Here is a 21,862-nt window from a genome sequence, read left to right on the forward strand (position 1 = left end):
ACTAGGAAAAAGAGAAGGTTAACTCATACTATAAGTTAAGGAATAAAAGACACAACTATATGAAGCGTAATATTTTCACTATTACTCGACTATTTTAGCGCTGATTAAGTCCTTAATTCGTTTTATAATGTTACTCTCATCAAATGTGTAAAACGTTATCGCAATACCTTTTCTGCCCATCCTCCCAGTTCTCCCAACCCTATGTATATATGTCTCAATGTCTCTAGGAGCGTCAAAATTAATTATTATATTTACATCTATTACGTCAATTCCCCTTGAAGCCAGATCAGTTGCCACTAGTATGTTGTATCTACCGTTCTTAAAGCCATAAAAGTTCTTCATCCTCACTGACTGTGGCATATCTCCACTCAGCAAGCCGTTTCTTATCCCCTTGTTCTCCAGAAGGTAATGTAATCTCTTGGCTCTCTCCCTAGTTCTAGTGAAGACTATTATCTTATCTTTTCCATCTATCTCATCCAGTAGTTTAGCCACCTTATCAGTCCAGTCATTTCTAGCTCTTATGAATTCATGCTGTACTTCCTCTACAGGTTTGTACTCATCTAGTACTATTTTCTCTGCATCAGGTGAGAACTCTGTGGCTAGTTCGGCGATCTTCTCTGGTATAGTTGCTGAAAATAGACCTACTATTTCAGGCTTTGAGTTATTTAATATCATTCTTATATCGTCAATAAATCCCATATCAAGCATCCGATCAGCCTCATCAATTATGACTACCTCAAATTTCGAAAAGTCAATTTCTTCCTTGCTCCACAAATCCAATAATCTACCGGGAGTACCTATAACTATCCTAGCCTGTTTCTGTCCTTCATACTTCACTCCTCCTATAACTAGACTAAAATCAACCTGTTTGTATTTACCTAACTTCCTGAGCTCATCAAGTATCTGTGATGCCAGCTCTCTGGTAGGAGAGAGAATCAAGGCTGTCTTCCCGCTCTCTAGGATAGGGATTAAGTAGGAGGCTGTTTTACCAGATCCTGTCTTTGCTTGGACTATTACGCTTTTTCCCACAAGAAGCCTAGGAATTACTTCCTGTTGAACCCTTGTAGGTTTTTCATAATTAGCGTCACTCAATGCATTCCTCATTTCAATACTTAGATTTTCGAACATAACAGTGATACTGGAATATTGACACTAATAAAGTTGAGTGAACTATGAAATGAAGAAAGCCTTGCTTTTTAGGGGGAAAGTCAGCTGACTTCCTCTCCGCCCTAAAGGGCGAGGCTTTCGTCATTTTGTAAAGGTGACATCGAAATAGAACTTTATGATATCCATAATCCATCTATTCATGTATCTTCCAACACGAATGTTATTCTTTAAATTCCACAGTTCATAAATAGATTTATGACCTCTTCACCATCAGACCATTTAGCTAACGAGAGGACCTTTCTTGCATGGATAAGAACAGGAATCGCATTAATAGGTTTCGGTTTTGTGATAGCGAGATTCGCATTATTCCTTGAAGTATTAAGGGGAGGTAAGACTACAGGATCGTCAGTAATTTATGGTGAGATCATGATAGTTTTGGGAGGAATAATGATAGCCTATGGTACTTATAACTACTTGAGAAATGAAAAGGATTTGAAAAACAACACTTTTACACCGAGGACAACTGAGAATACTATTTTTGCAACATTTGTGCTTCTCATAGCAATAGTACTTGCGTTAATAATAATAGCCTAATAAACGATCTGAAGTTCTTTTACCTTTTCGTCTATTGGTTCCATAGATTTTATAGGTTAGCTTAACTTATTATTGATCTGTCACAATCGAGAATTACACTACTTTCCATTCCTACTATTTAACGATAAGTATACTCCTATAAGTATGAGAATTAAGCCTATTATCTCAGGTACGTTGGGAATAACTTTCAAGATTAAGATACTCGTCAAGTATGCAATAACGGGAACCAATAGAGAACCCGTACTGGCGCTTACACTCCCAAGGTCCCTTACTGCATTAAACCAGAAGTAAAATCCAGCTACCTGCGCTATTAATGCCAGGATAAGTAGAAGTACAACACTGGTTACACTAAAATTAAAGTAGTAATCTAATGGAGTTAAGGATGACAAAAATGGTATCGAGATCAATGACATGAAGGCATTAAGTTTGATTACGTTATCTTTCGACAAGTTCCTGTAGTAATAGACAGTTCCTATAGCCCACGATAAAGAGCCCATTATTCCAGATAATAAACCAATGTTAAAGGACAGTGTTGCTGAAATGAGTACCCCCAGCACTCCTATTATCACACCTGACATTCCCCTTAAGCTAATTTTACTGCCCAGAATTAGTTCTATAACTAACACAAAAATGGGCTGTGTGTAGATCATAGTAGCTACTAGACCTGGACTCGGGGATAAATATATTCCTACATTAACTGAGGCAAGTAAAATGATTACGTTGAATAGGGCATTTACGAATTGCTTAATTCCTATAGAGAAACCTCTTCCTAGAAAGTAAAAAAATATGGTACCTATTATTACTCTTGCCACACTGACCAGTATTGGCGAAACAGAAAATGTCACTAGCTTTGTGAGAGGATATGCAATTCCCCAGGCTAAGGATAATGGTATAATCCACTTGAAAAAAGTTATAGTATCTCTCTGCATTACAGAACCAGTGAAATCCTTTGAATACATTGGATAAAAATCTATTTATGATGGTTTCACTAATCAGAATTTAAGTAAACTCTTGAGGAGGAGGAAAAAGGTTTGCAATCCATTGTGAGATTTTCTCATGACAATTCCACGTATATAATTGAGGACTCAGGAGTTATATCACGGGTTTATGGTCAAGAAAAGTTCCAAATCCTAGTGGTAGATAGGATAGATCATCATAAAATAAAAGTGGCTGTTGAAAATGGGTATAAGCTATTTGAATGTGTGGAAATAAACGATAAGGAAAATTGTCTAATAAAGATTTTACACGCAATATATCCTGAATGTAAAACTTGTAAGTTTACGTAATGAGGAAAGCTTAGCCACTTATGGCGGGGAGGAAGTCAGATTCAAAAATGTTATTAATGCCAATTTAATTTCATGAGTAGGTCTAGTCATTGTATTTTGTTTCAGGCTCAGTTTAGCTCCTTTATTGGCATGAGATGGCTGGTTGATCTTTAGTTAGTTTTCTGATATCCTTCCTCAGCATACATAATTCTTAATTTTCAGCCATTAGAGAGTTATTAGTATGTACATAGAGTTCATTGAGAGGGAATTATCCAGTGAATATCTAGTTTACAGTGACCTAAAGCTCGACAGAGCTTATGTTACTGGTGCAGGGGATTCTTATGCAGTTGCTCTAACAGTTGAGGGTAAGACAAAGGGAAGATTCAGGGCAATAGATCCTTATGAGGCTTTAGCATATGACAGCTTGGAATACCCTTTAGTGATTATATCCGTCTCAGGAAAACCTAAAAGTAATATTAGATTAGCAGAGAAGTTTAAGGGAAAGACTAAGATATATGTAATCACGGCTAATGAAAAGTCTATTCTAGCTAAACTAGCAGACTATGTTATTACTATTCCATATTATTCGAAACAGGTGCTGCCAGGAACTCTTTCTTTTCTCATGAGTCTAAGTGCGGTATACTCATTAGCAGGAGAAGAAGTTGTCAGGAACGAGATAAATGAGACTATAGACCTCTCAGATAATCCGTTCTTTGTAGGTTATAGGGAAAATTATGGTATAGCGTATTATGGAATGTTAAAGTTTTCAGAGATTTTTGGCTATTCAGCTAATGCCGAGAGACTGGAGCAGTTCCTTCACTCACCTATTTTTTCAACCAGAGGAAGAGAAATAGTTCTGTTGGGTAGTAATGATAGCAGAGAGGATATTTTAGTAAACCTAGTGAATTACACTAAAATAGTGAAAACTCCTTGTTCTGATGCCTTTTGTAACACTAAAGTTCTATTAAGATCAATAGTACAGAAGATGAAGCGAGAAAATTGGGACAGGGTATATTTCTTAGAAACTAAAAATATATTAGATATCAGCTCGAAAATGATATATTGATAGGATATGGAGAGCCTTGATTTAACTACTGATGTGGAGAAAGGTACCTGTGAGTCTGGCTCAACATATATGAGCTTACTCAGGTTTTGGCTCGAAGTAGGTGGAAATAAGGAAGTAAAAGTGATAGCTTGGAAGGGAAGACAAGAGGGTCAAGTTGATAATTGGGTGAGCCAGATGGCAGATAAGGGAGTAAAGATAGTCGATAAAAAGATAAACAATGAAAAAGTCACCTACATAATATATCTTTCATAACGCTCTTCTTTCAATCATTATTTTCGATCTTTGACGTTACGTTTACAACGCATGAGAAAGAAGTCACTCCTAAAAAGATTCGTGGAAATAACTTAAGATTAAAAGTTTAAGAACCAGGTTTACGTTCGCATATTTCACGTGTTATTAGAGGTTCTTGTAGTACAAATTTATGTAATTAACATAATTTTAGTTTAGCATTTTTAAAGGTTAGTCATAAGGAGATTGACGACATAATTTATGTCACACTTCGTGTTATTCACTGTTGAGAATAGGTTACGTATCCACAAATTACTCTTTAGGTTGTAAAGCTGATAAAACAATAAAACTCGCTTCTTTGTCTGAAGAGAGAGTGCTTAAAGTCTCTTCCTCAAATTTACTTTGCCTTAAAAATATATTGGAATGGAATCTGAAACATGAAATACTTTTCTTCAGGATAAGCTCCAATACTATACCATTGGCTTCACACCCCAAATTCCATGTGAATTGGAAGGATAAGCTTTCTCACATCCTGGGAGATATGGGGGACTTCATAAAGGAAAACTCAATAAGAATCTCCATGCATCCAGGTCAATATGTGGTTTTAAATTCTGTCAGGGAAGAAGTGGTGAGGTCAAGTATTATGGAATTAAAGTATCATGCTGACTTGTTAGACTCCATGGGTATTGGAGGCAAAATTCAAATACATGTAGGAAGTTCTATGAATGGTAAAGAGGAAAGTCTTAACAGATTCATAGAGAATTTTCATAAGTTACCTTCAAACATAAGTAAAAGACTAGTAATTGAAAATGACGACAAGGTGTTTAGCTTAAAGGATTGTCTATGGATAAGTGAAAGGATAGGTATTCCTGTCATTTTTGACAATCTTCATCACTCTATTCTTAACAACGGAGAAAGTCTGAATGACGCACTAAGTCTAGTGAGGAGGACTTGGAAGGATAGACCTATGATAGATTATAGTGAACAGGAGCCAGGAGAAAAACCTGGAGTCCATGCCTCCACAATCAATGAGGAGAATTTCAGAAGATTCGTGAACGAGGTGGATGAAGTTGATATAATGCTTGAGGTAAAGGATAAGGAGATTAGTGCACTAAAGGCTGTAAAAGTGTTAAAGGAGTTAAACAAATTAGGCTAGAGCATTGATTAACATAAATCCAGTTTATTAAATAAAAACTAGATCGACACTTCATAATCTCTCTATCGTGTTTACTACTGCTCTCTTCAAATATCTGATGGATAAATTAGACTATGATGATAGGGTAAGTTCTTATCGTATCAAAGTGGTACTAGAGGTTTTCTATAATGTGGGAAAAAAAGAGCTAGTTTAATTTGAGAGAGAAACTATGGCTTAAATAGGGCTGGCGCAAAGATAGCAAACAAGACTCCTACTAATATCAGATAGAACAGTATGCCAAACGCCCACGGTAGGTTAGCCCTTATTACCGTTCCCTCATTTCTCACATACTTTGTGGTAGACACACCTGCACTTGCAGTCTGTGGTGCAACAGGTTTACCTAATTCGGCGCCAACAGAGTTTAAAGATATTGTTATTCCTACTGGTACTCCTGCTATATTTGCTGTAGCTGCTTGAAATGCGCCAAATAATGCATTCGAGGAGGTATTGCTACCTGATAGTGCACAGCCTATCCAACCGAATAGTGGTGATACTATTACAAACAGAAAGCCTAAATCTCCTGCCCTCCAGGCTAACGAGTACGCCATACCGCTGAAGTTGAACACATATGCTAAACCTACAACAAACACTCCTGTTAATATCCCACCCCAATACTGTAACAATGATTTCTTGAGGGCTTGAGCCATTATTTTACCTGGGGTTCGTAATATTCCACATATTATAAGCCATGATGCTAGAATTGAAGTGCCTGCAACGAACGGATTAAACGCAAAACTTACGCTCACAGTCTTGTGTAACAGTGAAGAGAAGGCAGGCTGGGCTAAAGTGAAAGAGGAAACTTTAGTTAATGGAGACCAGGGTCCAGTCCAGAGAGTGACTACTATTATTAACGCTATGAAGGCTGACCAAGCTAGAATAATATCCCTCGTTTGATACTTTTTACCCTTATCTGATTCTCCACCATTAGTCTGTGATAGGACAACTAGCCTCTTTGGTTTCCATACCCTTACGAATAACAGTAACACTGCAAAAGATACTAAGGAGCCCGTTATATCTGGTAAATAAGGTCCAATAAAACTGGCTATTGGGTATTGACCTAGTATATAAGATAAAGAAGCTAGTATTGCTATAGGCCATGCGTCCCTAATCCCTCTCCATTTATCCACTAAGTACAGTAGTATCCATGGAGGTAACAATCCTAAAAATGCTACAATTTTAGCAACAGATGAAGATACAAATAATAACGGAAGTCCTGTAGTGGAAGCCAAAATAATTATTGGAGTACCTAGGGCTCCATAAGATACAGGTGCATTATTTGCTAGTGCAGAGACTTGTAAGGCTTTTAGATCTTCAAATCCCAACGCTATAAGTAATGGAGCTACAAAAGCCCAGGGGTATCCGAAACCTACTAAACCCTCCAGTAATGCTCCAAATGACCATGCCAAAATAACAGCCTGAATTCTCGCGTCTCTTGTAGCATTTCTCACTAACCAATCCTTAAAAACATCAAACTTGCCTGTGAGGACAAGAGTGTTATATATTGTTAACCCCCAAAACACAATCCATGATATGTTCCATGAACCAACTAGGGCACCGATTAGCCAAGCTTTAACAACCTGGTCTGCAGGAGCACCCCAAACGAGAATACCAACGAGAATGGTTACTATAGAGCCTATTAATGTTGCAATCCATGCCGTTAACCTTAAACCAGCTAGTAAAACCAGTAGGACTACTATTGGTGTTAAAGACGCAAAAACCGTTAGAGCTACATTACCTGTTGGATTTAACGGTTGTGTATACATGGCTATTTAAATATATAAAATATATATTATTTAAATTTATATTTAAAGGTAAGTCAGTTTTAACCAGAATAACTTTTACAAACTGCACACTTACATATCGGAAAATTTGAAAATTTTTAGTTTATGTACTAAATGAAAATAATGTTTAAATATATCATTAAAGTAATTCAATTAATGATAGAAGTCAGGTCAATAATTAATGGAGAAGAAAGAAGGTCTGATGAATATATTTACAGGGAATGCCCTTACAACGTTGACACGAGTGTAACAAAAATTAATGTAGCTAAAGAGTCTGATGTCGAGGAGGCAATCGACGTTGCCAGGGAATTCTTTGATAAGGATAAAAACGGATGGGTTTCAAACTACAAGGCAAGGGATAAGACATTATTCAGAATAGCTGAAAAAATAAGGGGAGAGATCCAGGCCTTATCCAAATTGCTTGTAGAAGAGATAGGGATGCCTATAAGACAAGCTAGAGTACAGGTTAGTGCTGCAGCTGACGTATTCGAGTACTATGCAGGTTTTGGAAGTAAGATATACGATACTTCAAAATTCCTTCCCAGCAAGGATATGGTACAAATCATAAAGGAACCAGTAGGTGTTGTGGGGTTAATAACACCTTGGAATTTTCCATTAACACAGAGTGCAAGAAAGCTAGCCCCAGCCATTACAGTAGGTTGCACAATAGTCTGGAAACCAGCAACTTACGCAACAGGTATAGCATACCAGTTAGCAAAAATCATATTGTCTTCAGGAGTCCCTAAAGGTGCTCTAAATGTTATATTTGGTCCAGGGGAAAAGGTAGGTGCACAAATAGTAAGGAGCAAAAAGATAGATAAGATATCTTTTACAGGTGAGACCAACACCGGTAAGTGGATAATGAGTGAGGCTTCTAAGGACTTAAAAAGGGTTTCATTAGAGCTAGGAGGCAAAGACCCTATTATACTATTTAGTTATAGTGATTTGAAAAACGCTGTAAAAGGAGCAATCTTTGGGGCTCTAAGGAATGCAGGTCAGGCATGTGGTGCAACCTCTAGACTATTGGTGGAGGAGAGTATTGCAGAAAAGGTCGAGATGGAGATAAGTAATGAAATTAAAAAACTTAAGTTAGGTATTCCACTTCAGGAGGACACAGATATTGGTCCGGTAGTGTCGAAACCCCAAGAGGATAAGGTAATTGACTATATCGAAACTGGGATAAAGGAAGGATATAAGTTACTTGTTGGAGGTAGGAAAGTTACTGACGGCGAATTTCAAAGAGGTTACTTTATTGAGCCAACAGTGTTCTCTAACGTGGATAATAAGTCCAAGATAGCCCAGGAGGAAATATTTGGACCTGTTCTTGTAATAATTTATTTCAAGGACGAGAGGGAGGCAATATCCTTGGCTAACGACGTTATATATGGGTTAACAGCATCTATATGGACCAATGACTACAGGAAGGCAATTAGAGTTTCCAGGGAATTAAGGGTAGGTACAGTGTGGATAAATGACGTGTACACACAGCCCTCAGAGGGTCTGTGGGGTGGGTATAAGCAAAGTGGGATTGGCAGGGAATTGGGAATACAAGGTATTGAGGATTTTCTTGAAACTAAAATGTTGTATACGAATTTAAGTGGATCTTACCCTCACTTTAAACAAGTGGCCAAGGATTAAATTTAGATAGACCTTAAAACGCTATAGATGAGCTTTATTAGTTTCATTTAATTTGCGTCTATAGCGGTTTTCCACAAAATAGAAAAATAATCCTAATCTTCATACTACAATTATCTATTAGTAACCTCATAAATCAGTTAAATAGTTGACTAAAACGTTTTTACTTTCTTTAACCAATTATATATCATGAAGGTTGATTTAAGCCCTTTAAACGGCATTGTTTCTGACAAAACATTTCAAAAATTAAAAAGTATAAACAACCCTTCCCTAGTCCATTTCTTGAGCCAGACCATAGAGCTTACTACCCCAGACAGCGTTTACATATCATTTGGTGAAGAGAAGGACAGAGAATACGTTAAAAAAAGGGCTTTGGAGACTAAGGAAGAAATCAGGCTCAAAATGGAAGGGCATACAATACATTTTGACCACCCTTTAGATCAAGCAAGGGCTAGAGAGGACACTTTCATTCTATTTGATGAGAAAATCCCATTTGTGAACACAAAGCCCAGAGATGAGGGCTTAAGGGAGATGTTATCTCTATTGAAGGGTTCTATGAAGGGTAGAGAGATGTACATAGGTTTTTATTCATTGGGTCCAAGGAACTCAAAATTTTCAATATTAGCAGTGCAAATTACAGATTCTCCATATGTAATTCACAGCGAGAATATATTATACAGGAATGCATTTGAGGATTTTTATGGAGATAAACCGTTTTTGAAATTCATTCATTCAAAGGGACAATTAGATATCAAGAAAAGGAGAATTATGATAGATGTTAAGGAAAATACCGTTTATAGTGTTAACACCACATATGCTGGTAATAGTGTAGGCCTGAAAAAACTAGCCTTAAGGTTAACAGTTACGAAAGCTGTAAATGAAGGTTGGCTTTCCGAACATATGGCTATTGTGGGATTTCAGGGAAACCGTGGTACCCATTACTTCACAGCATCTTTTCCGTCAGGATCTGGTAAAACATCAACTTCAATGTTAGGAAGTCTGATCAGCGATGATTTAGCATTTATAAAGGAAATTGACGGTGTGTGCAGAGCAGTAAATCCTGAGATCGGTATTTTTGGAATTATTCAAGGAATAAACGAGAGAGATGACCCTGTAATATGGGATGTATTACATAAACCCGGTGAAGTTATTTTTTCTAACGTGTTGATGACAGACGACGGAGGAGTATATTGGGAAGGAAGTGAGGTTGAAAAACCCGAAAAGGGATACAACCATGAGGGAGTGTGGACTAAGGAAAGTGGAAAACCAGCTTCTCATCCTAATGCCAGGTTCACATCTCCTTTAACATCATTCAGTAATTTGGACAAAGACTATGATAGTCCACAAGGTGTTGTAATTGAGGGAATAATTTTTGGAGTTAGAGACTACTCCACTTTAGTCCCTGTGACAGAGGCTTTCTCCTGGGAACACGGAGTCATAACTATAGGCGCTTCAATGGAGTCCTCTAGAACTTCAGCAGTTATCGGCAAAGCTGATGTTTTAGAATTCAACCCTATGGCAATACTTGACTTCATGCCTCTGTCCTTAGGAAAATACTTAAATAACTATCTAACATTTGGCAGAAATCTCAGAAACGTCCCCAAGATATTTAGCTTCAATTATTTTCTTAGGGACGAAAACAACAAATTCCTCAATTCCAAGGAAGATAAACGGGTATGGGTTAAATGGGCTGTTAAAAGAGTAGAGAGTGAGACTGACGCTATTTACACACCTGTAGGATTTATTCCATACTACGAAGATCTAAGCAAACTGTTTGACTCCACTCTGGGCAAGCAGTACACAAAAGAGGCATACGAACTTCAGTTTACCCTGAAATTAAGTAAATATCTGGAAAAGACCGAGAGGATAATTAAGATATACTCAGAGATAGCAGACACACCGATAGAGGTTATTAATGAATTGAAAGCACAAAAGGACAGGCTACTAGACTACATAAATAGATATGGCGACAAGGTATCTCCATTCCAGTTAGTGAAGAGCTAAAACTTCTCTTTTTTCCCCATTTAACACCACACTACGTCAACGTACGCGATCTACACTATTCTAGACAAATCCATCGTTCATGGGTCTTTTTTCCTACTTCCACTTATTAGGCTTCGTAATTCTGACGTAAAATCAGTTAATGGCTTCATATCCACACCCTCAAATTTCTTAACTATCTCCTTTATTGACTTGTTTATGCCAGGAATCACCAGGTCCTCATTCAACTCTATTAACGGAATTGCTAAAAATTCTCTCCCCTCTATCTCAGGATCTGGAACAGTTACCCCTTCCTCGTTGATCACTCTGTTTCCATAGAGTATTAAATCGAGATCAATAGTCCTAGGTAAGAATTTATTCTTTGTCCTTTCTCTCCCTAGTTCACTCTCAATTTTCCTCAATATGTTATATTTCAAATCTTTCGGCGACATATTAATTCTGCTCTCAACGACACAGTTAAAGTAGTCAGGTTGATCCGGGGGAATGGATTTAGTAAGATATACTGTGGAAATTTTCCTAATTTTAATCATTTTGTCTAGTAACTCTATCGCTCTTCTAACGTTATCTTCAGGGTTAATGTTAGACCCAATTGATATATATACTTTAGCTAAGTTATCTTTTCTTTTTGCTCTCACTTCGACTGAAACATTTTTCGCTCTGCTCAACGCACCCGGTTTTCCGACCTTTACCACAACTTTCTTTATTCTATTATCTTGAAGAACGACCTTACTCAGCCTGTACGCAAGGCTCTCAAGTAAGTTAAAAGAGGAGTTCTCTACATAGGAGATGATCTCCTTCTTTAAGACTTTATAGTCAACAGTTTCTGGTAGCAGATCACTTTTGGCTCCTTCTCTTAAGTCAGCCCAATAATGGACGTCTATAGATACCTCCTGCCTCATTTCTTTCTCCTGCGGGTTTATGCCAATAATTGTATATAATCTCAAGTCCTCTATGGAAATCTTGTATGTCATAAGACCACCCGTGGAGTTAAGTGTTCTCCCCCATCAACATAGATTACCTGTCCTGTGATGAAATCACTCTTTATAAGGAAGATTACAGCGCTTACAACTTCCTCCACGTTACCATAGCTCTTCATTGGAACAAGACTCTTTAGACTCTCTAGATAGGAGTAATCTTTCCCTTCAGGTGGTAGTATCAGCCCAGGGGCAACTCCGTTAACCTGAAAGGAAGGAGATAGTTTTACAGCTAGAGAAACTGTTATGGTCTCCAGTAATTTCTTGCTCAGGAAGTAGGGATACCTTTCGAAATTATAGCCTGAAATGATTGAGTCTAATATATTGACAATTTTGCCCTTATTCAGCTTCTTAGAGAAGTCAAGGGATAATAGTAGGGGCACCCACGAGTTCACTGTTACCACACTGTTAAGAGTTTCCATTGTAACCTCAGAGGCTGGAAATATTGAGGCGTTGTTTATGAGGAAATCTAGTTTCCCCTCAGTGAATTTTAATGCACTATCTAGAATTTTTCCGTAATCCTTAGACAACTCTCCCTTTACTAACCAACACTTTACCCCAATCCCCTCTATCTCTTCCTTTAACTTGAGTGCACTTTCCTCACATGTATTATAATGTAAAACAATGTTAACTCCTTCTTTGGCTAAACCCAAGGCAATGCCTCTTCCAATCCTTTTTGCACTACCTGTAATTAATGCCGTTTTTCCCTTAAGATACACATTAAATATATGTCATTATAGTTTATATATTAAAGTTAGATAAAATAGTTTTTTGATAATCTTCTAGAAACATCTAAAAATATTATTTATATACTGGTGAATAATGCGAAAAAATTTGTGATATAAGACGAATTATATTTAGTAATACACCTTTAAAGAAAAAATAGTGTACAAAAATATTAGAAAATTATATTAACATACTAATTAGATGTAAACCAAAACATTAAATAAAGTCAACTATTAAATATACTTAATGAGAACAAAAGGAGATTTTCTAAATTCTCTACGAGATAAGAGGAAAGTTTTCTATAGGGGAAAACCTGTAGAAGATATAACTACTCACCCTATATTGAGTATATCTGCACTTCATGCTTCAAAACTTTTCGAATATGCTGATAGGATGTATGAGGACCCCTCATTAGGTAAGGTAAGTAAATTCTTCAAAAAGCCTACATCAACTCAAGACTTGTTGGAGAGACATAAACTAATTTACGATACCACAATATACTGTAACGGAATATTCAACATATCTCAAGCAATAGGGAGTGACGCAATATTTGCACTCACTATCACTGCAAAACAATTGGACAGAAAATACGGTACAGACTACACTAAAAGAATACAGAAATACCATGAATATGTTACTAAAAATGATTTGACAATAGCTACAGCACAGACTGATGTTAAAGGGGATAGGAGTAAAAGACCTTCAGAACAAACAGATCCAGATATGTACGTGAGAATAGTGGATGTTAAGAGCGATGGTATTGTAGTAAGGGGTGCTAAGGCACATACAACTCAATCTGCTGTGTCAGATGAGATAATTGTAATACCAACTAGGGCTATGAAAGATAGTGATAAGGACTACGCCGTAGCTTTCGCAGTCCCTGCTAATGCGCCTGGGTTGAAACTTTATGTGAGACCAATTGACGAAATTGAGGGAAACACTTCAGCAGTCTTAAGTAAAAAGGACTACGAACTTGAGACCATAACAGTTTTCGATAACGTGTTTGTCCCTTGGGATAGAGTCTTCCTCTTTAAGGAATATGATTACGCGGGAAATATTGCCATGTTGTTTGCAACTTATCATAGGTTTACTGCACTGTCCTATAGGTCAGCACTAATCAACTTATTCCTAGGCTCAGCTAGAGTGATGGCTAAAGCCAATGGAATAGAGAACGAAAAACATGTGAGAGACGATGTAGTTGACCTGATACTCTATAAGGAAATACTCAGGAGTACCGCTATAACTTCTGCTATTAGCCCTGTAATGTTAGAGGGTGTTGCAGTTCCAAACCCGCTGTATGTAAACGTAGGGAAACTATACTCCAATATGCACTTCCATGACGTGATTAAGGACTTAGTTGATGTTGCTGGAGGTATTATCGCTACACTCCCATCACAGGAGGACTTTGATAGTGAAGAGGGTAAGACAATTACCAAGTACCTGAGAGGAGCTGTAGACGGAGAAGAAAGAGTGAAGATATTGAAGTTGGTTAAAGAGCTTGCAGCTAGTCCTGTAGCGGGTTATCTATTAACTGCAATGGTTCATGCAGAGGGATCAATAGAGGCTAGTAAGATAGAGCTGTTCAGAAGTTATGACTATAGGGAAGCAGAGGGCTTAATCAAAAAAATTCTTAGTTGATTTTTAAGTGAATTGCACATTTAAGCAATTCCTCTTTTTATGCTTTCCCCTGCATCTACAACGAATACCTGACCTGTTAATCCCTCTATTTTAAGTATAGCTGTGACAAACTCCGCAATGTCCTCTGGCTCCAGCATTTTTCCCATCAGGGTTGTTTTCTCTACAAATTCCTTTTCACTCATGTTCAGTAATTTGTACATACTCTCTCCTAACTTTGTCTTAACCCATCCTGGAGCTATCGCATTAACCCTTATTTTAGGAGCCAATTCAAGCGCCATATATTTGGTGAGACTTATTACAGCTCCTTTCATTGCTCCATACATTGAGAGACCATAAGCTGGTAAAACTCCTGCTATTGAGGCTATATTTACTATTTCTCCTCCTTCTCTCATCTCCCTTGCAAATGCTTGAGAACAATAAACTACAGACTTGAAGTCTACGGAAAAATGTTTTTCAATTAGCTTATCATCTGCGTTCATGAACAGGGAGAATAGTCCTAGTCCAGCATTGTTTACTAATATATCTACAACACCAAACCTGTCTAGAGTGTTTTTTAGAAGTGTCTCGCAACCCTCCTTAGTCCCTACATCAGCTAAAACTCCTATGGCATCTCCACCAGTTTTCTTTACCATTTCTACGGTCTCATTAACTTCTTCTGCTCTCTTCTTGGCATTTATCACTATTTTACTACCCTCCTGGGCTAACCTTAATGCTATGGCTCTACCTATACCTCTACCAGAACCCGTCACAACTACTACTTTGTCTTTAAGCGAGTACATAAATTACATTATGAGTCTTCATAAATAAATTTTATTAATCAAAAAGATACTTAAAAATGTACCGTAGTTTTTCTCTCACTTAAACATGTCTTTAAGTAATGCTCCAATCATCACTGTTACTTGACGTGATGTTCTTGGTGAACCCAAAAATGCATGAACATTGCCATTTACTCTAAAACTTAATGTTGGGACACCAGATTCCATTAGTCTATAGGCATAGGCTTCTCCCTGATCCCTTAAAGGATCATATTCTGCAGTAACAACTATAGCCTGGGGTAAGTTAGATAGGTCCTCTGCAATTAATGGTGAAAATAATGGATTGTATAGGTCCTTCTCATCTCTTATGTACATTTTAACGCCATAATCTACCGGTAAATTGATGTCAAGAAAGTACCCTTTCCTATACCTGTTCATAGATTTTGACGCGAGATCAAGGTATACGAAAGGAACCACAGGTATCTGTGCTGTCAATTTTAACTTATTGTCTCTAGCCAACAATGAAGTAGCAGCCACCAGATTACCTCCAGCACTTATTCCAAATGTTGCAATCTTATCCTTATCAATACCAAGCTCTCCCGCATTATCTCTTGCCCATATTATAGCGTTGAAACAGTCATAGACTGCAGTCGGAAATTTATATTCAGGTGCAAGTCTATAGTCTACTGATATTACTGTACACTCACATGAGTTTGAAAGAATTCTTGAGATAGCATCTTCAGTCTCTATACTCCCTAATATCCATGCCCCTCCATGAAAGTGCATTACCAGTCCGCTGTTGGTTCTTTTTAGGGGAGAATATATTCTAATTGGTAACTCATAATCCTCTAACTTTATTTTCATGTCTCTAGTTTCTCCCACCGGATCCTTTGGCACAGCCTTTGCCAACAACTCATTTACTTTATATCTTATTTCCTGGAACTGATATTTGGTGAAATCTATTATATTAGCCTTATAATAAACTTGAAGAAAATTCCTCACTTCTGGGTCCAATGGCATAACGTCTAATTTTAGTTGATAGCATAAAAAATTAATCCAAATAATTAACTTACCTACTAATTTGTGTTTTATAAACCCTAGAGTATATTGCTGATACCACAGGAATTGATACATCTACCTTACAGTGGGAACCATTGTAGACGTCCAGATGACCATATTTCTCTAAAAGTATCATACTGTAAGGACGATTTCCAGGGAAGGGATTATTGCTCAACCTACCAGCCGATAATCCAAACCCACTTATTATATCTAAGATAGGTAAGGATATTTTGCCGTACATGTTGTCAAAATCATATTTTAGGTATGGACATTCTTTCCAGTCTAACATAGTCTGAGTTTCGAGGTATATCCTTATTGGCCAATATCTGTCAAAGGTGGACATTGTGTGCACTAACACTCTCGGATCATTATATCCTGCATATACGTTTGTTAGTAATCCCGGACCCCAACCAGAATAAAGGGTAAAAGTTGCCCATTCCAATATGTTATTCCATTTTTCGCCGGTTATTGGATTGATTCTTGGCTCGAGAGGTTCGCCTGTAGTAGGGTTTAATGGTGGTGCATTAGGATTCTTATCGATATACTTAAAGAGGAAGAGAGCCCCCTTTATACCTCCAACTTCAATTGCCCAACTCTTGGTACTCTTGATTTTCTCTAAGAGACCATCAAAATCGAGGGAATTAGTAGGTTGTCTTAGAATAGGTCCCCCATCAAGTAAAATTAGACTCTCCAAGTCCTCAGGGAATAGAGTTGCAAAATTTACTGTGGCTAAACCTCCGAAGCTTTCACCAGCTAAGAAGACCCTTTTAAATGAAGATATCTCCTTGATAAACTCTACAACCTCTTTAATGTCATTTATCCATTGTTCCCATCCCCAATCAAGCATGAAGTCGAACTCACTGGGGTCTTTCTCAGGAGTCAGGAAGTGAGTCCTGTAATCCATTAAATAAACATCAATACACCTATTAGCCCAGAAGAAAGGCTCATCAATGTCTTCATTCCTCTTCCAATCATCATCCACCGTATTGGCAGATAACTGCTCACCGTTACTCCATGTTCCCGGAAGTATCAGGAGAGATGCTATGGGTTTGCACTCCTCTTTGACAAGTCTATGAACACCGATAGTCCCTAAGGGTGGCGTTTTTGACTCCTTCGTCCAATAATAGTGTTTTAAATTGGGATAATCCTTACACTTGTACTCTTGCCTCAAACTCCATGTCATAATTAAATTATTCTTCGGGTTGTTTATATTTCTTGATTAAAATTAAACTACTTCATTTATTAAATGTATTTGTGTAAATAATCTTCTTTACTATAATCTCACCACAAGAGCTAACACTGAGCTGACCTTTTAACTACAATGATAGTCGACTCAAAAATCAAGTATCGTCTGACTTCCTATCCGCCCTGAAGGGGAGGCTTTCCTCATCATGCAACCGGTATATGGGCTCTCAAATAAGAACTTTAAATGCTAGGGTATATCTTGATCTGACAGACTTCAAACATATAACAATTTTCCTAGAGTAATTCACTACATTCAATATAGACTTTCCGCTCCAAGTGACTGATGCTATTATGTTCTTCCAGACTTTCTCCTTTTGAAGATAGGTTAGAAGAAAGCCTCTTCATAAGCCTTTCACATCAAATTACCAACATAGCTATCTTCACTTGAGCTTTTTTATATCTCTTCATCAAAATTAAACTATTTGTTTTATTCATTATATCTTAATGTATTTTTGCAAATAATCTTCTTTACTCTAATCAATAAAATTAGCGGAGAAGTTTATTATCGAGTATACCTTTTAACTACAATGATAGTCGACTCAAAAATCAAGTAGTAAAGGTGGTGTAATGTATAGGGCTCCTAAAACTGAAAAAGGGAAGGAATCGTTAAATAAAATATTAGACGCATCTGTTGAGCTAATTGCTGACAAGGGTTTTCTAAGCACTAGTATAAACGATATTACAAGCAAGGCTGGAGTTGCTTACGGTCTTTTCTATTTTTACTTTAAGAGTAAGCATGACATCTTAGATGAGATAATAAGGCAGTTCAACAGAAATATGAGATATTATTTGAAAACATATACACAGAACCTAGATAGTAGGATTGATGTGGAAAAAGTTGGGATGAAGAAATTCTTAGAGTGGATGAACGAGAACAAGAAGTATTATAAGATATTTATTGAGACACAAGTCCATAGACCTGACATATATAAGTGGCACTTCATGAAGCTAGCCGAGAGATACACTACAGGTCTTACAGAGGCAATGAGGAGGGGTGAGATAATAAATGTAGACCCTGAGTTACTGTCTTACGTTCTAATCGGTATAGCCCATATGCTTGGTAAAAGGTACGTCTTGTGGAGTAACTCTGGGCTCACATTAAAACAGCAGAGGGATCTGGACTTAATTATAGAAAATATGTTGACACCAAGGTAATTGTCATTGTTTTTATATATTTCGTACACATGATAGTAACTATCTTTTTTTGATAGCTTTTCCTTTTACTCCATATCCTCACTACTGTTCACTTGACATGAAAGGGAATGGAGAAGTTTTTAGGTTTCATATTTTTCATTAATTAGTGATGTTGGTTTTCAAAAAAGATTATATATTAGATCTAAAGTAATTCAGTATATGGGCGAAGAAGATAAAGAGTTAGAGGAGTATAGGAATAAGGTCAGAGAGTGGATTCGCAAGAACGTACCTGAAGAGATAAAGGAAAAGGGAGATATGGCGCCAGTTGAGGTCTTAAAGAGCTGGCAGAGGAAAATATATGAGGCAGGCTATCTTGGTGTCTCATGGCCCAAGGAATATGGTGGTTGGGGAGACAGTCCCATAAAGGAGATTATTGTTAGAGAGGAATTTGCTAAAGCAGGAGTTCCTTATGCTACAATAGGTTTAGGAGTATCGGTCACAGGTCCTGCAATTTTGAACAACGGAAATGAAGAGCAGAAGAAAAAACACATAAGGAGAATCCTTACAGCGGAAGATATATGGTGTCAAGGGTTTTCTGAGCCCCACGCGGGATCAGATTTAGCTGCAATCAGAACTAAGATAGAGGATAAGGGCGATCATTATGAAGTAAATGGGCAGAAGATATGGAGTAGCTATGCTCATCTGGCTAATTACTGTCTTCTGCTAGGAAGGACAGGAGACCCCTCTGAAAGGCACAAAGGGCTAACAATGCTCATAGTAGATATGAGAAGCGAGGGGATAAAAGTTAGCCCTATCAAGCAGATAACTGGAAGATCAGAGTTTAACACGGTATATTTCAATCAAGTAAAGGTGCCTAAGGAAAATGTTGTAGGTAGGGTAGGAGAAGGATGGAGAGTGGCTATGTCAACACTGAATTACGAAAGACTAAATATAGGTACAATTCTATTCGCAGTCGAGAGGATAATCAGAGATCTTGTGAACACTGGCTATAAGGGAGAATCCTTAATCAATACAGCTGAAGATATAATTGCCCTGAAAGCCTTTTACAAGAGAATATTGGAGAGAATGAAAAAGGGATATATAGCTGGTCCAGAGGCTGCCATGATTAAGTTAGTAGCTTCTGAGTCAATGCAAAAAGTCTATGAGAGTGCATTCAATACCATGGGTCCAGAGGCTCTGGTGGTAGAACGTAAACCTGGTTTCAGACCTGAAATAGTTTACGGACTATTAGCTTCAAGGTCAATTACTATTGCAGGAGGAACGTCGGAAATATTAAGAAACCTGCTCGGAGAGGTCGTGCTAGGATTACCTAAAGGATAATGAGGTACATAAGGAACTAGATAACTAAAAAATATGTTTTTATTCCTTTACATTTTCTGCGTACTTAAGAAGAGAGATAAAAAATGATTATTTATTCTCCTTTAAACTGTGGCTTTCTCCTCTCTAAGAAAGCCCTTACTCCTTCTTTTACATCCTCTGTTGTGAATAACAGTCCAAATAAGGCAGACTCTAATTCCTGTCCAGTCCATATATTAGCCTCATAACCTAACTCCACAGCTAATTTGGCAGCTAATAGTGATAACGGAGACTTCTCTGCAATCTTTAATGCTACTCTCCTAACTTCCTCCTCAAATTTGTTTGCCTGAACGACCTGATCAACTAGACCCATTTTATACGCTTCTTCTGCAGGGATCATATCACCAGTGTAAATAAGTAACTTCGCTCTTCCTTTACCTATTAATCTTGGAAGTCTTTGTGTCCCACCAGCCCCGGGAATTATTCCGATATTGATCTCAGGCTGACCTAATTGGGCTAAATTAGATGCTATTCTGATATCGCACGCCATTGCCAGTTCAAGTCCTCCGCCTAGGGCAAATCCATTTATAGCAGCGATAACTGGCTTGGTATAAAGTTGAATCTTGTAGATGACGTTTTTCATATACCTGTATCTCACAACATCAATTGGTCTCAGTGTAGTAAATGACGTTACATCAGCACCTGCAGAAAATGCTCTACCATTACCAGTGATAATGACCACTCGGACATCATTATTGAACTCCAACTCGTCCAAAACCTTGTCCAGTTCACTCATTAATTCTTGGCTTAATGCGTTAAGTCTCTCTGGTCTATTTAAGACTATCCAGGCTAAGGGAGGTTCAACTCTAAGTATTAAGGTTTTCAGTGTCTTTTGTTGAATCTTCCCGTACTCAAAGAATCCTGAGCCTGACTTCATTCCGACTTTGCCTTGAGAGACCATTTCTGTCAACAGTGGATCTGGATTAAATGAACTTATTTCTGTTAATTTCTTTAACTCTAACAGTGAATTCACAACGTTATCTATTCCCACCTCATCAGCTAATTTCAGTATACCTTTCTGGAATCCTAGACCAAGAACTGTACCTAAGTCTACATCCTCTTTACTGGCTATATTCTCTCTCACTAATCTAGCAGCTTCATTTACTGCTGGCGCAATAATTAAAGCTGGGTTTAACTTCTCTGCCAGCTCTTTAGGCAATTCAGGCTTAACGTACTTACCTGGACCTGGATAGGTATAAAATCCCTTACCACTTTTAACACCCAACTCATTGTTCTTGAACTTTTCAACTATCAGTGAGCAGATTGGTATATCGTCTTTCACTCCTAGTTCTTCCCTTGATTTTGAAATGTAGTACGCAACATCTATACCAGTGTAATCTAGGAGTTCAAATACTCCCATTGGGAAACCTAGTTTATATCTTGCAACAGCATCGACTTCCTTTATGTCAGCTAGCTTCTTCTCAACTACTATGCACGATGCGATATTTATTCCTCCTAAAATCCTGTTTACAACGTATCCAGGAATATCTTTGTTTATCATTATAGGCTGTTTTCCTAATTTCTTTGCTAACTCATATGTTACCTTTGCAGTCTCATCACTGGTCTTGTCGCCCTTCATCACTTCAACTAGAGGCATAAGTGCAGGGGGATTAAAGTAGTGCATTCCAACTACCTTATCAGGTCTCTTTGTAGCCTCAGCTATTTTGGAAACTGGTAGACTACTGGTATTAGTTGCCAGTATTGCATGAGGTGGTAATAACTCGTCTAATTTTGCAAATGTCTGTCTCTTTACATCTATTTTCTCTGTTATTGCTTCAATGGAAAAATCGGCATCACTGACTGTCTTATCCAATCCAACTACAGGCTTTATCCTCTGGAGTACTGTCTCTACGTCCTCCTTTATTGCCCCTCTTTCCTTTAACTTTGTAAGACTCCATTTGACTTTGTCCATTGCATTATTTAATATGTCTTGAGAGACATCACTTAGATATACTTGATAACCTGCTATGGCTGCTAGTTCCGCTATCCCATGACCCATAGTTCCTGCTCCGATGACGAGTATTTTCTTAATGTCTTCTACTTTCATAGAGTAGTATAAAATTAAAGGGTTAATAAATGATA

At 37.6% G+C, this 21,862-nt stretch carries 19 protein-coding genes; 10 read left to right on the forward strand and 9 right to left on the reverse strand.

Annotated elements, in window-relative coordinates; all coding sequences use genetic code 11:
* Positions 1 to 81 precede the first annotated feature (81 nt).
* Complete coding sequence (locus tag SUSAZ_05085) at positions 82 to 1,128, reverse strand: RNA helicase (protein ID AHC51393.1); 1,047 nt, start codon at positions 1,126 to 1,128, stop codon at positions 82 to 84.
* Positions 1,129 to 1,362: 234 nt separating this feature from the next.
* Between SUSAZ_05085 and SUSAZ_05090 the strand changes: the two genes are divergently transcribed.
* Complete coding sequence (locus tag SUSAZ_05090) at positions 1,363 to 1,701, forward strand: membrane protein (GenBank protein AHC51394.1); 339 nt, start codon at positions 1,363 to 1,365, stop codon at positions 1,699 to 1,701.
* Positions 1,702 to 1,799: 98 nt separating this feature from the next.
* Here the strand turns inward: SUSAZ_05090 and SUSAZ_05095 are convergent, their stop codons facing one another.
* Positions 1,800 to 2,630: a transporter gene (locus tag SUSAZ_05095; protein AHC51395.1), complete on the reverse strand. Its 831-nt coding sequence runs from the start codon at positions 2,628 to 2,630 to the stop codon at positions 1,800 to 1,802.
* Between the two features lie 102 nt (positions 2,631 to 2,732).
* On the opposite strand from SUSAZ_05095, the gene SUSAZ_05100 reads away from it, so the two are divergent.
* The 4 genes from SUSAZ_05100 (at position 2,733) to SUSAZ_05115 (ending at position 5,416) form a co-directional block, all read left to right on the forward strand.
* The gene (locus tag SUSAZ_05100; GenBank protein ID AHC51396.1) at positions 2,733 to 2,987 is read left to right on the forward strand and encodes a hypothetical protein; all 255 of its coding nucleotides are present in this window, start codon (positions 2,733 to 2,735) and stop codon (positions 2,985 to 2,987) included.
* 220 nt (positions 2,988 to 3,207) lie between these two features.
* Positions 3,208 to 4,032, forward strand: a complete 825-nt coding sequence (locus tag SUSAZ_05105; protein ID AHC51397.1) for a sugar isomerase — start codon at positions 3,208 to 3,210, stop codon at positions 4,030 to 4,032.
* A 6-nt stretch (positions 4,033 to 4,038) separates the two neighbouring features.
* Positions 4,039 to 4,284: a hypothetical protein gene (locus tag SUSAZ_05110; GenBank protein ID AHC51398.1), complete on the forward strand. Its 246-nt coding sequence runs from the start codon at positions 4,039 to 4,041 to the stop codon at positions 4,282 to 4,284.
* Between the two features lie 262 nt (positions 4,285 to 4,546).
* Positions 4,547 to 5,416: a UV damage endonuclease gene (locus SUSAZ_05115; GenBank protein AHC51399.1), complete on the forward strand. Its 870-nt coding sequence runs from the start codon at positions 4,547 to 4,549 to the stop codon at positions 5,414 to 5,416.
* A 206-nt stretch (positions 5,417 to 5,622) separates the two neighbouring features.
* Here the strand turns inward: SUSAZ_05115 and SUSAZ_05120 are convergent, their stop codons facing one another.
* The gene (locus SUSAZ_05120; GenBank protein ID AHC51400.1) at positions 5,623 to 7,218 is read right to left on the reverse strand and encodes a lactate permease; all 1,596 of its coding nucleotides are present in this window, start codon (positions 7,216 to 7,218) and stop codon (positions 5,623 to 5,625) included.
* Between the two features lie 174 nt (positions 7,219 to 7,392).
* Between SUSAZ_05120 and SUSAZ_05125 the strand changes: the two genes are divergently transcribed.
* Both SUSAZ_05125 and SUSAZ_05130 read left to right on the forward strand, forming a co-directional pair.
* On the forward strand, positions 7,393 to 8,874 hold the full coding sequence (locus tag SUSAZ_05125) for an aldehyde dehydrogenase (protein ID AHC51401.1): 1,482 nt from the start codon (positions 7,393 to 7,395) through the stop codon (positions 8,872 to 8,874).
* 186 nt (positions 8,875 to 9,060) lie between these two features.
* On the forward strand, positions 9,061 to 10,875 hold the full coding sequence (locus SUSAZ_05130) for a phosphoenolpyruvate carboxykinase (GenBank protein AHC51402.1): 1,815 nt from the start codon (positions 9,061 to 9,063) through the stop codon (positions 10,873 to 10,875).
* A 77-nt stretch (positions 10,876 to 10,952) separates the two neighbouring features.
* Here the strand turns inward: SUSAZ_05130 and SUSAZ_05135 are convergent, their stop codons facing one another.
* Both SUSAZ_05135 and SUSAZ_05140 read right to left on the reverse strand, forming a co-directional pair.
* Entirely contained in the window at positions 10,953 to 11,843 is an 891-nt protein-coding gene (locus SUSAZ_05135; protein AHC51403.1) for a folate biosynthesis protein, read from the reverse strand.
* The gene (locus SUSAZ_05140) at positions 11,840 to 12,565 is read right to left on the reverse strand and encodes a dehydrogenase (protein ID AHC51404.1); all 726 of its coding nucleotides are present in this window, start codon (positions 12,563 to 12,565) and stop codon (positions 11,840 to 11,842) included. Before SUSAZ_05140 ends, SUSAZ_05135 begins: the two co-directional genes overlap by 4 nt.
* A gap of 253 nt (positions 12,566 to 12,818) precedes the next feature.
* Between SUSAZ_05140 and SUSAZ_05145 the strand changes: the two genes are divergently transcribed.
* Entirely contained in the window at positions 12,819 to 14,210 is a 1,392-nt protein-coding gene (locus SUSAZ_05145; GenBank protein ID AHC51405.1) for a 4-hydroxybutyryl-CoA dehydratase, read from the forward strand.
* Between the two features lie 20 nt (positions 14,211 to 14,230).
* Here SUSAZ_05145 and fabG read toward each other — a convergent pair whose 3' ends face one another.
* The 3 genes from fabG to SUSAZ_05160 all read right to left on the reverse strand — a co-directional run bounded on the left by fabG (position 14,231) and on the right by SUSAZ_05160 (position 17,207).
* The gene (gene fabG, locus SUSAZ_05150) at positions 14,231 to 14,989 is read right to left on the reverse strand and encodes a 3-ketoacyl-ACP reductase (protein ID AHC51406.1); all 759 of its coding nucleotides are present in this window, start codon (positions 14,987 to 14,989) and stop codon (positions 14,231 to 14,233) included.
* 75 nt (positions 14,990 to 15,064) lie between these two features.
* Positions 15,065 to 15,985, reverse strand: a complete 921-nt coding sequence (locus tag SUSAZ_05155; GenBank protein ID AHC51407.1) for a carboxylesterase — start codon at positions 15,983 to 15,985, stop codon at positions 15,065 to 15,067.
* A gap of 49 nt (positions 15,986 to 16,034) precedes the next feature.
* Complete coding sequence (locus SUSAZ_05160; protein AHC52489.1) at positions 16,035 to 17,207, reverse strand: hypothetical protein; 1,173 nt, start codon at positions 17,205 to 17,207, stop codon at positions 16,035 to 16,037.
* 629 nt (positions 17,208 to 17,836) lie between these two features.
* On the opposite strand from SUSAZ_05160, the gene SUSAZ_05165 reads away from it, so the two are divergent.
* Positions 17,837 to 18,424: a TetR family transcriptional regulator gene (locus SUSAZ_05165; GenBank protein ID AHC51408.1), complete on the forward strand. Its 588-nt coding sequence runs from the start codon at positions 17,837 to 17,839 to the stop codon at positions 18,422 to 18,424.
* Between the two features lie 198 nt (positions 18,425 to 18,622).
* Positions 18,623 to 19,744 (forward strand): acyl-CoA dehydrogenase, encoded by a 1,122-nt coding sequence (locus tag SUSAZ_05170; protein AHC51409.1) that lies wholly within the window; start codon positions 18,623 to 18,625, stop codon positions 19,742 to 19,744.
* Positions 19,745 to 19,835: 91 nt separating this feature from the next.
* Here the strand turns inward: SUSAZ_05170 and SUSAZ_05175 are convergent, their stop codons facing one another.
* Positions 19,836 to 21,827: a 3-hydroxyacyl-CoA dehydrogenase gene (locus tag SUSAZ_05175; protein AHC51410.1), complete on the reverse strand. Its 1,992-nt coding sequence runs from the start codon at positions 21,825 to 21,827 to the stop codon at positions 19,836 to 19,838.
* Positions 21,828 to 21,862: the final 35 nt, after the last annotated feature.

Source organism: Sulfolobus acidocaldarius SUSAZ, from assembly GCA_000508305.1.
GTDB classification, from domain to species: domain Archaea; phylum Thermoproteota; class Thermoprotei_A; order Sulfolobales; family Sulfolobaceae; genus Sulfolobus; species Sulfolobus acidocaldarius_A.

Excerpts from the sequence above, each read along its gene's own strand:
- SUSAZ_05175 (AHC51410.1), bottom strand. The coding sequence starts at position 21,827 with ATGAAAGTAGAAGACATTAAGAAAATACTCGTCATCGGAGCAGGAACT.
- SUSAZ_05160 (AHC52489.1), bottom strand. The coding sequence starts at position 17,207 with ATGACATGGAGTTTGAGGCAAGAGTACAAGTGTAAGGATTATCCCAAT.
- SUSAZ_05120 (AHC51400.1), bottom strand. The coding sequence starts at position 7,218 with ATGTATACACAACCGTTAAATCCAACAGGTAATGTAGCTCTAACGGTT.
- SUSAZ_05125 (AHC51401.1), top strand. The coding sequence starts at position 7,393 with ATGATAGAAGTCAGGTCAATAATTAATGGAGAAGAAAGAAGGTCTGAT.
- SUSAZ_05145 (AHC51405.1), top strand. The coding sequence starts at position 12,819 with ATGAGAACAAAAGGAGATTTTCTAAATTCTCTACGAGATAAGAGGAAA.
- SUSAZ_05110 (AHC51398.1), top strand. The coding sequence starts at position 4,039 with ATGGAGAGCCTTGATTTAACTACTGATGTGGAGAAAGGTACCTGTGAG.
- SUSAZ_05085 (AHC51393.1), bottom strand. The coding sequence starts at position 1,128 with ATGTTCGAAAATCTAAGTATTGAAATGAGGAATGCATTGAGTGACGCT.
- SUSAZ_05135 (AHC51403.1), bottom strand. The coding sequence starts at position 11,843 with ATGACATACAAGATTTCCATAGAGGACTTGAGATTATATACAATTATT.
- SUSAZ_05095 (AHC51395.1), bottom strand. The coding sequence starts at position 2,630 with ATGCAGAGAGATACTATAACTTTTTTCAAGTGGATTATACCATTATCC.
- SUSAZ_05170 (AHC51409.1), top strand. The coding sequence starts at position 18,623 with ATGGGCGAAGAAGATAAAGAGTTAGAGGAGTATAGGAATAAGGTCAGA.
- SUSAZ_05130 (AHC51402.1), top strand. The coding sequence starts at position 9,061 with ATGAAGGTTGATTTAAGCCCTTTAAACGGCATTGTTTCTGACAAAACA.
- SUSAZ_05155 (AHC51407.1), bottom strand. The coding sequence starts at position 15,985 with ATGCCATTGGACCCAGAAGTGAGGAATTTTCTTCAAGTTTATTATAAG.
- SUSAZ_05090 (AHC51394.1), top strand. The coding sequence starts at position 1,363 with ATGACCTCTTCACCATCAGACCATTTAGCTAACGAGAGGACCTTTCTT.
- fabG (AHC51406.1), bottom strand. The coding sequence starts at position 14,989 with ATGTACTCGCTTAAAGACAAAGTAGTAGTTGTGACGGGTTCTGGTAGA.
- SUSAZ_05165 (AHC51408.1), top strand. The coding sequence starts at position 17,837 with ATGTATAGGGCTCCTAAAACTGAAAAAGGGAAGGAATCGTTAAATAAA.
- SUSAZ_05105 (AHC51397.1), top strand. The coding sequence starts at position 3,208 with ATGTACATAGAGTTCATTGAGAGGGAATTATCCAGTGAATATCTAGTT.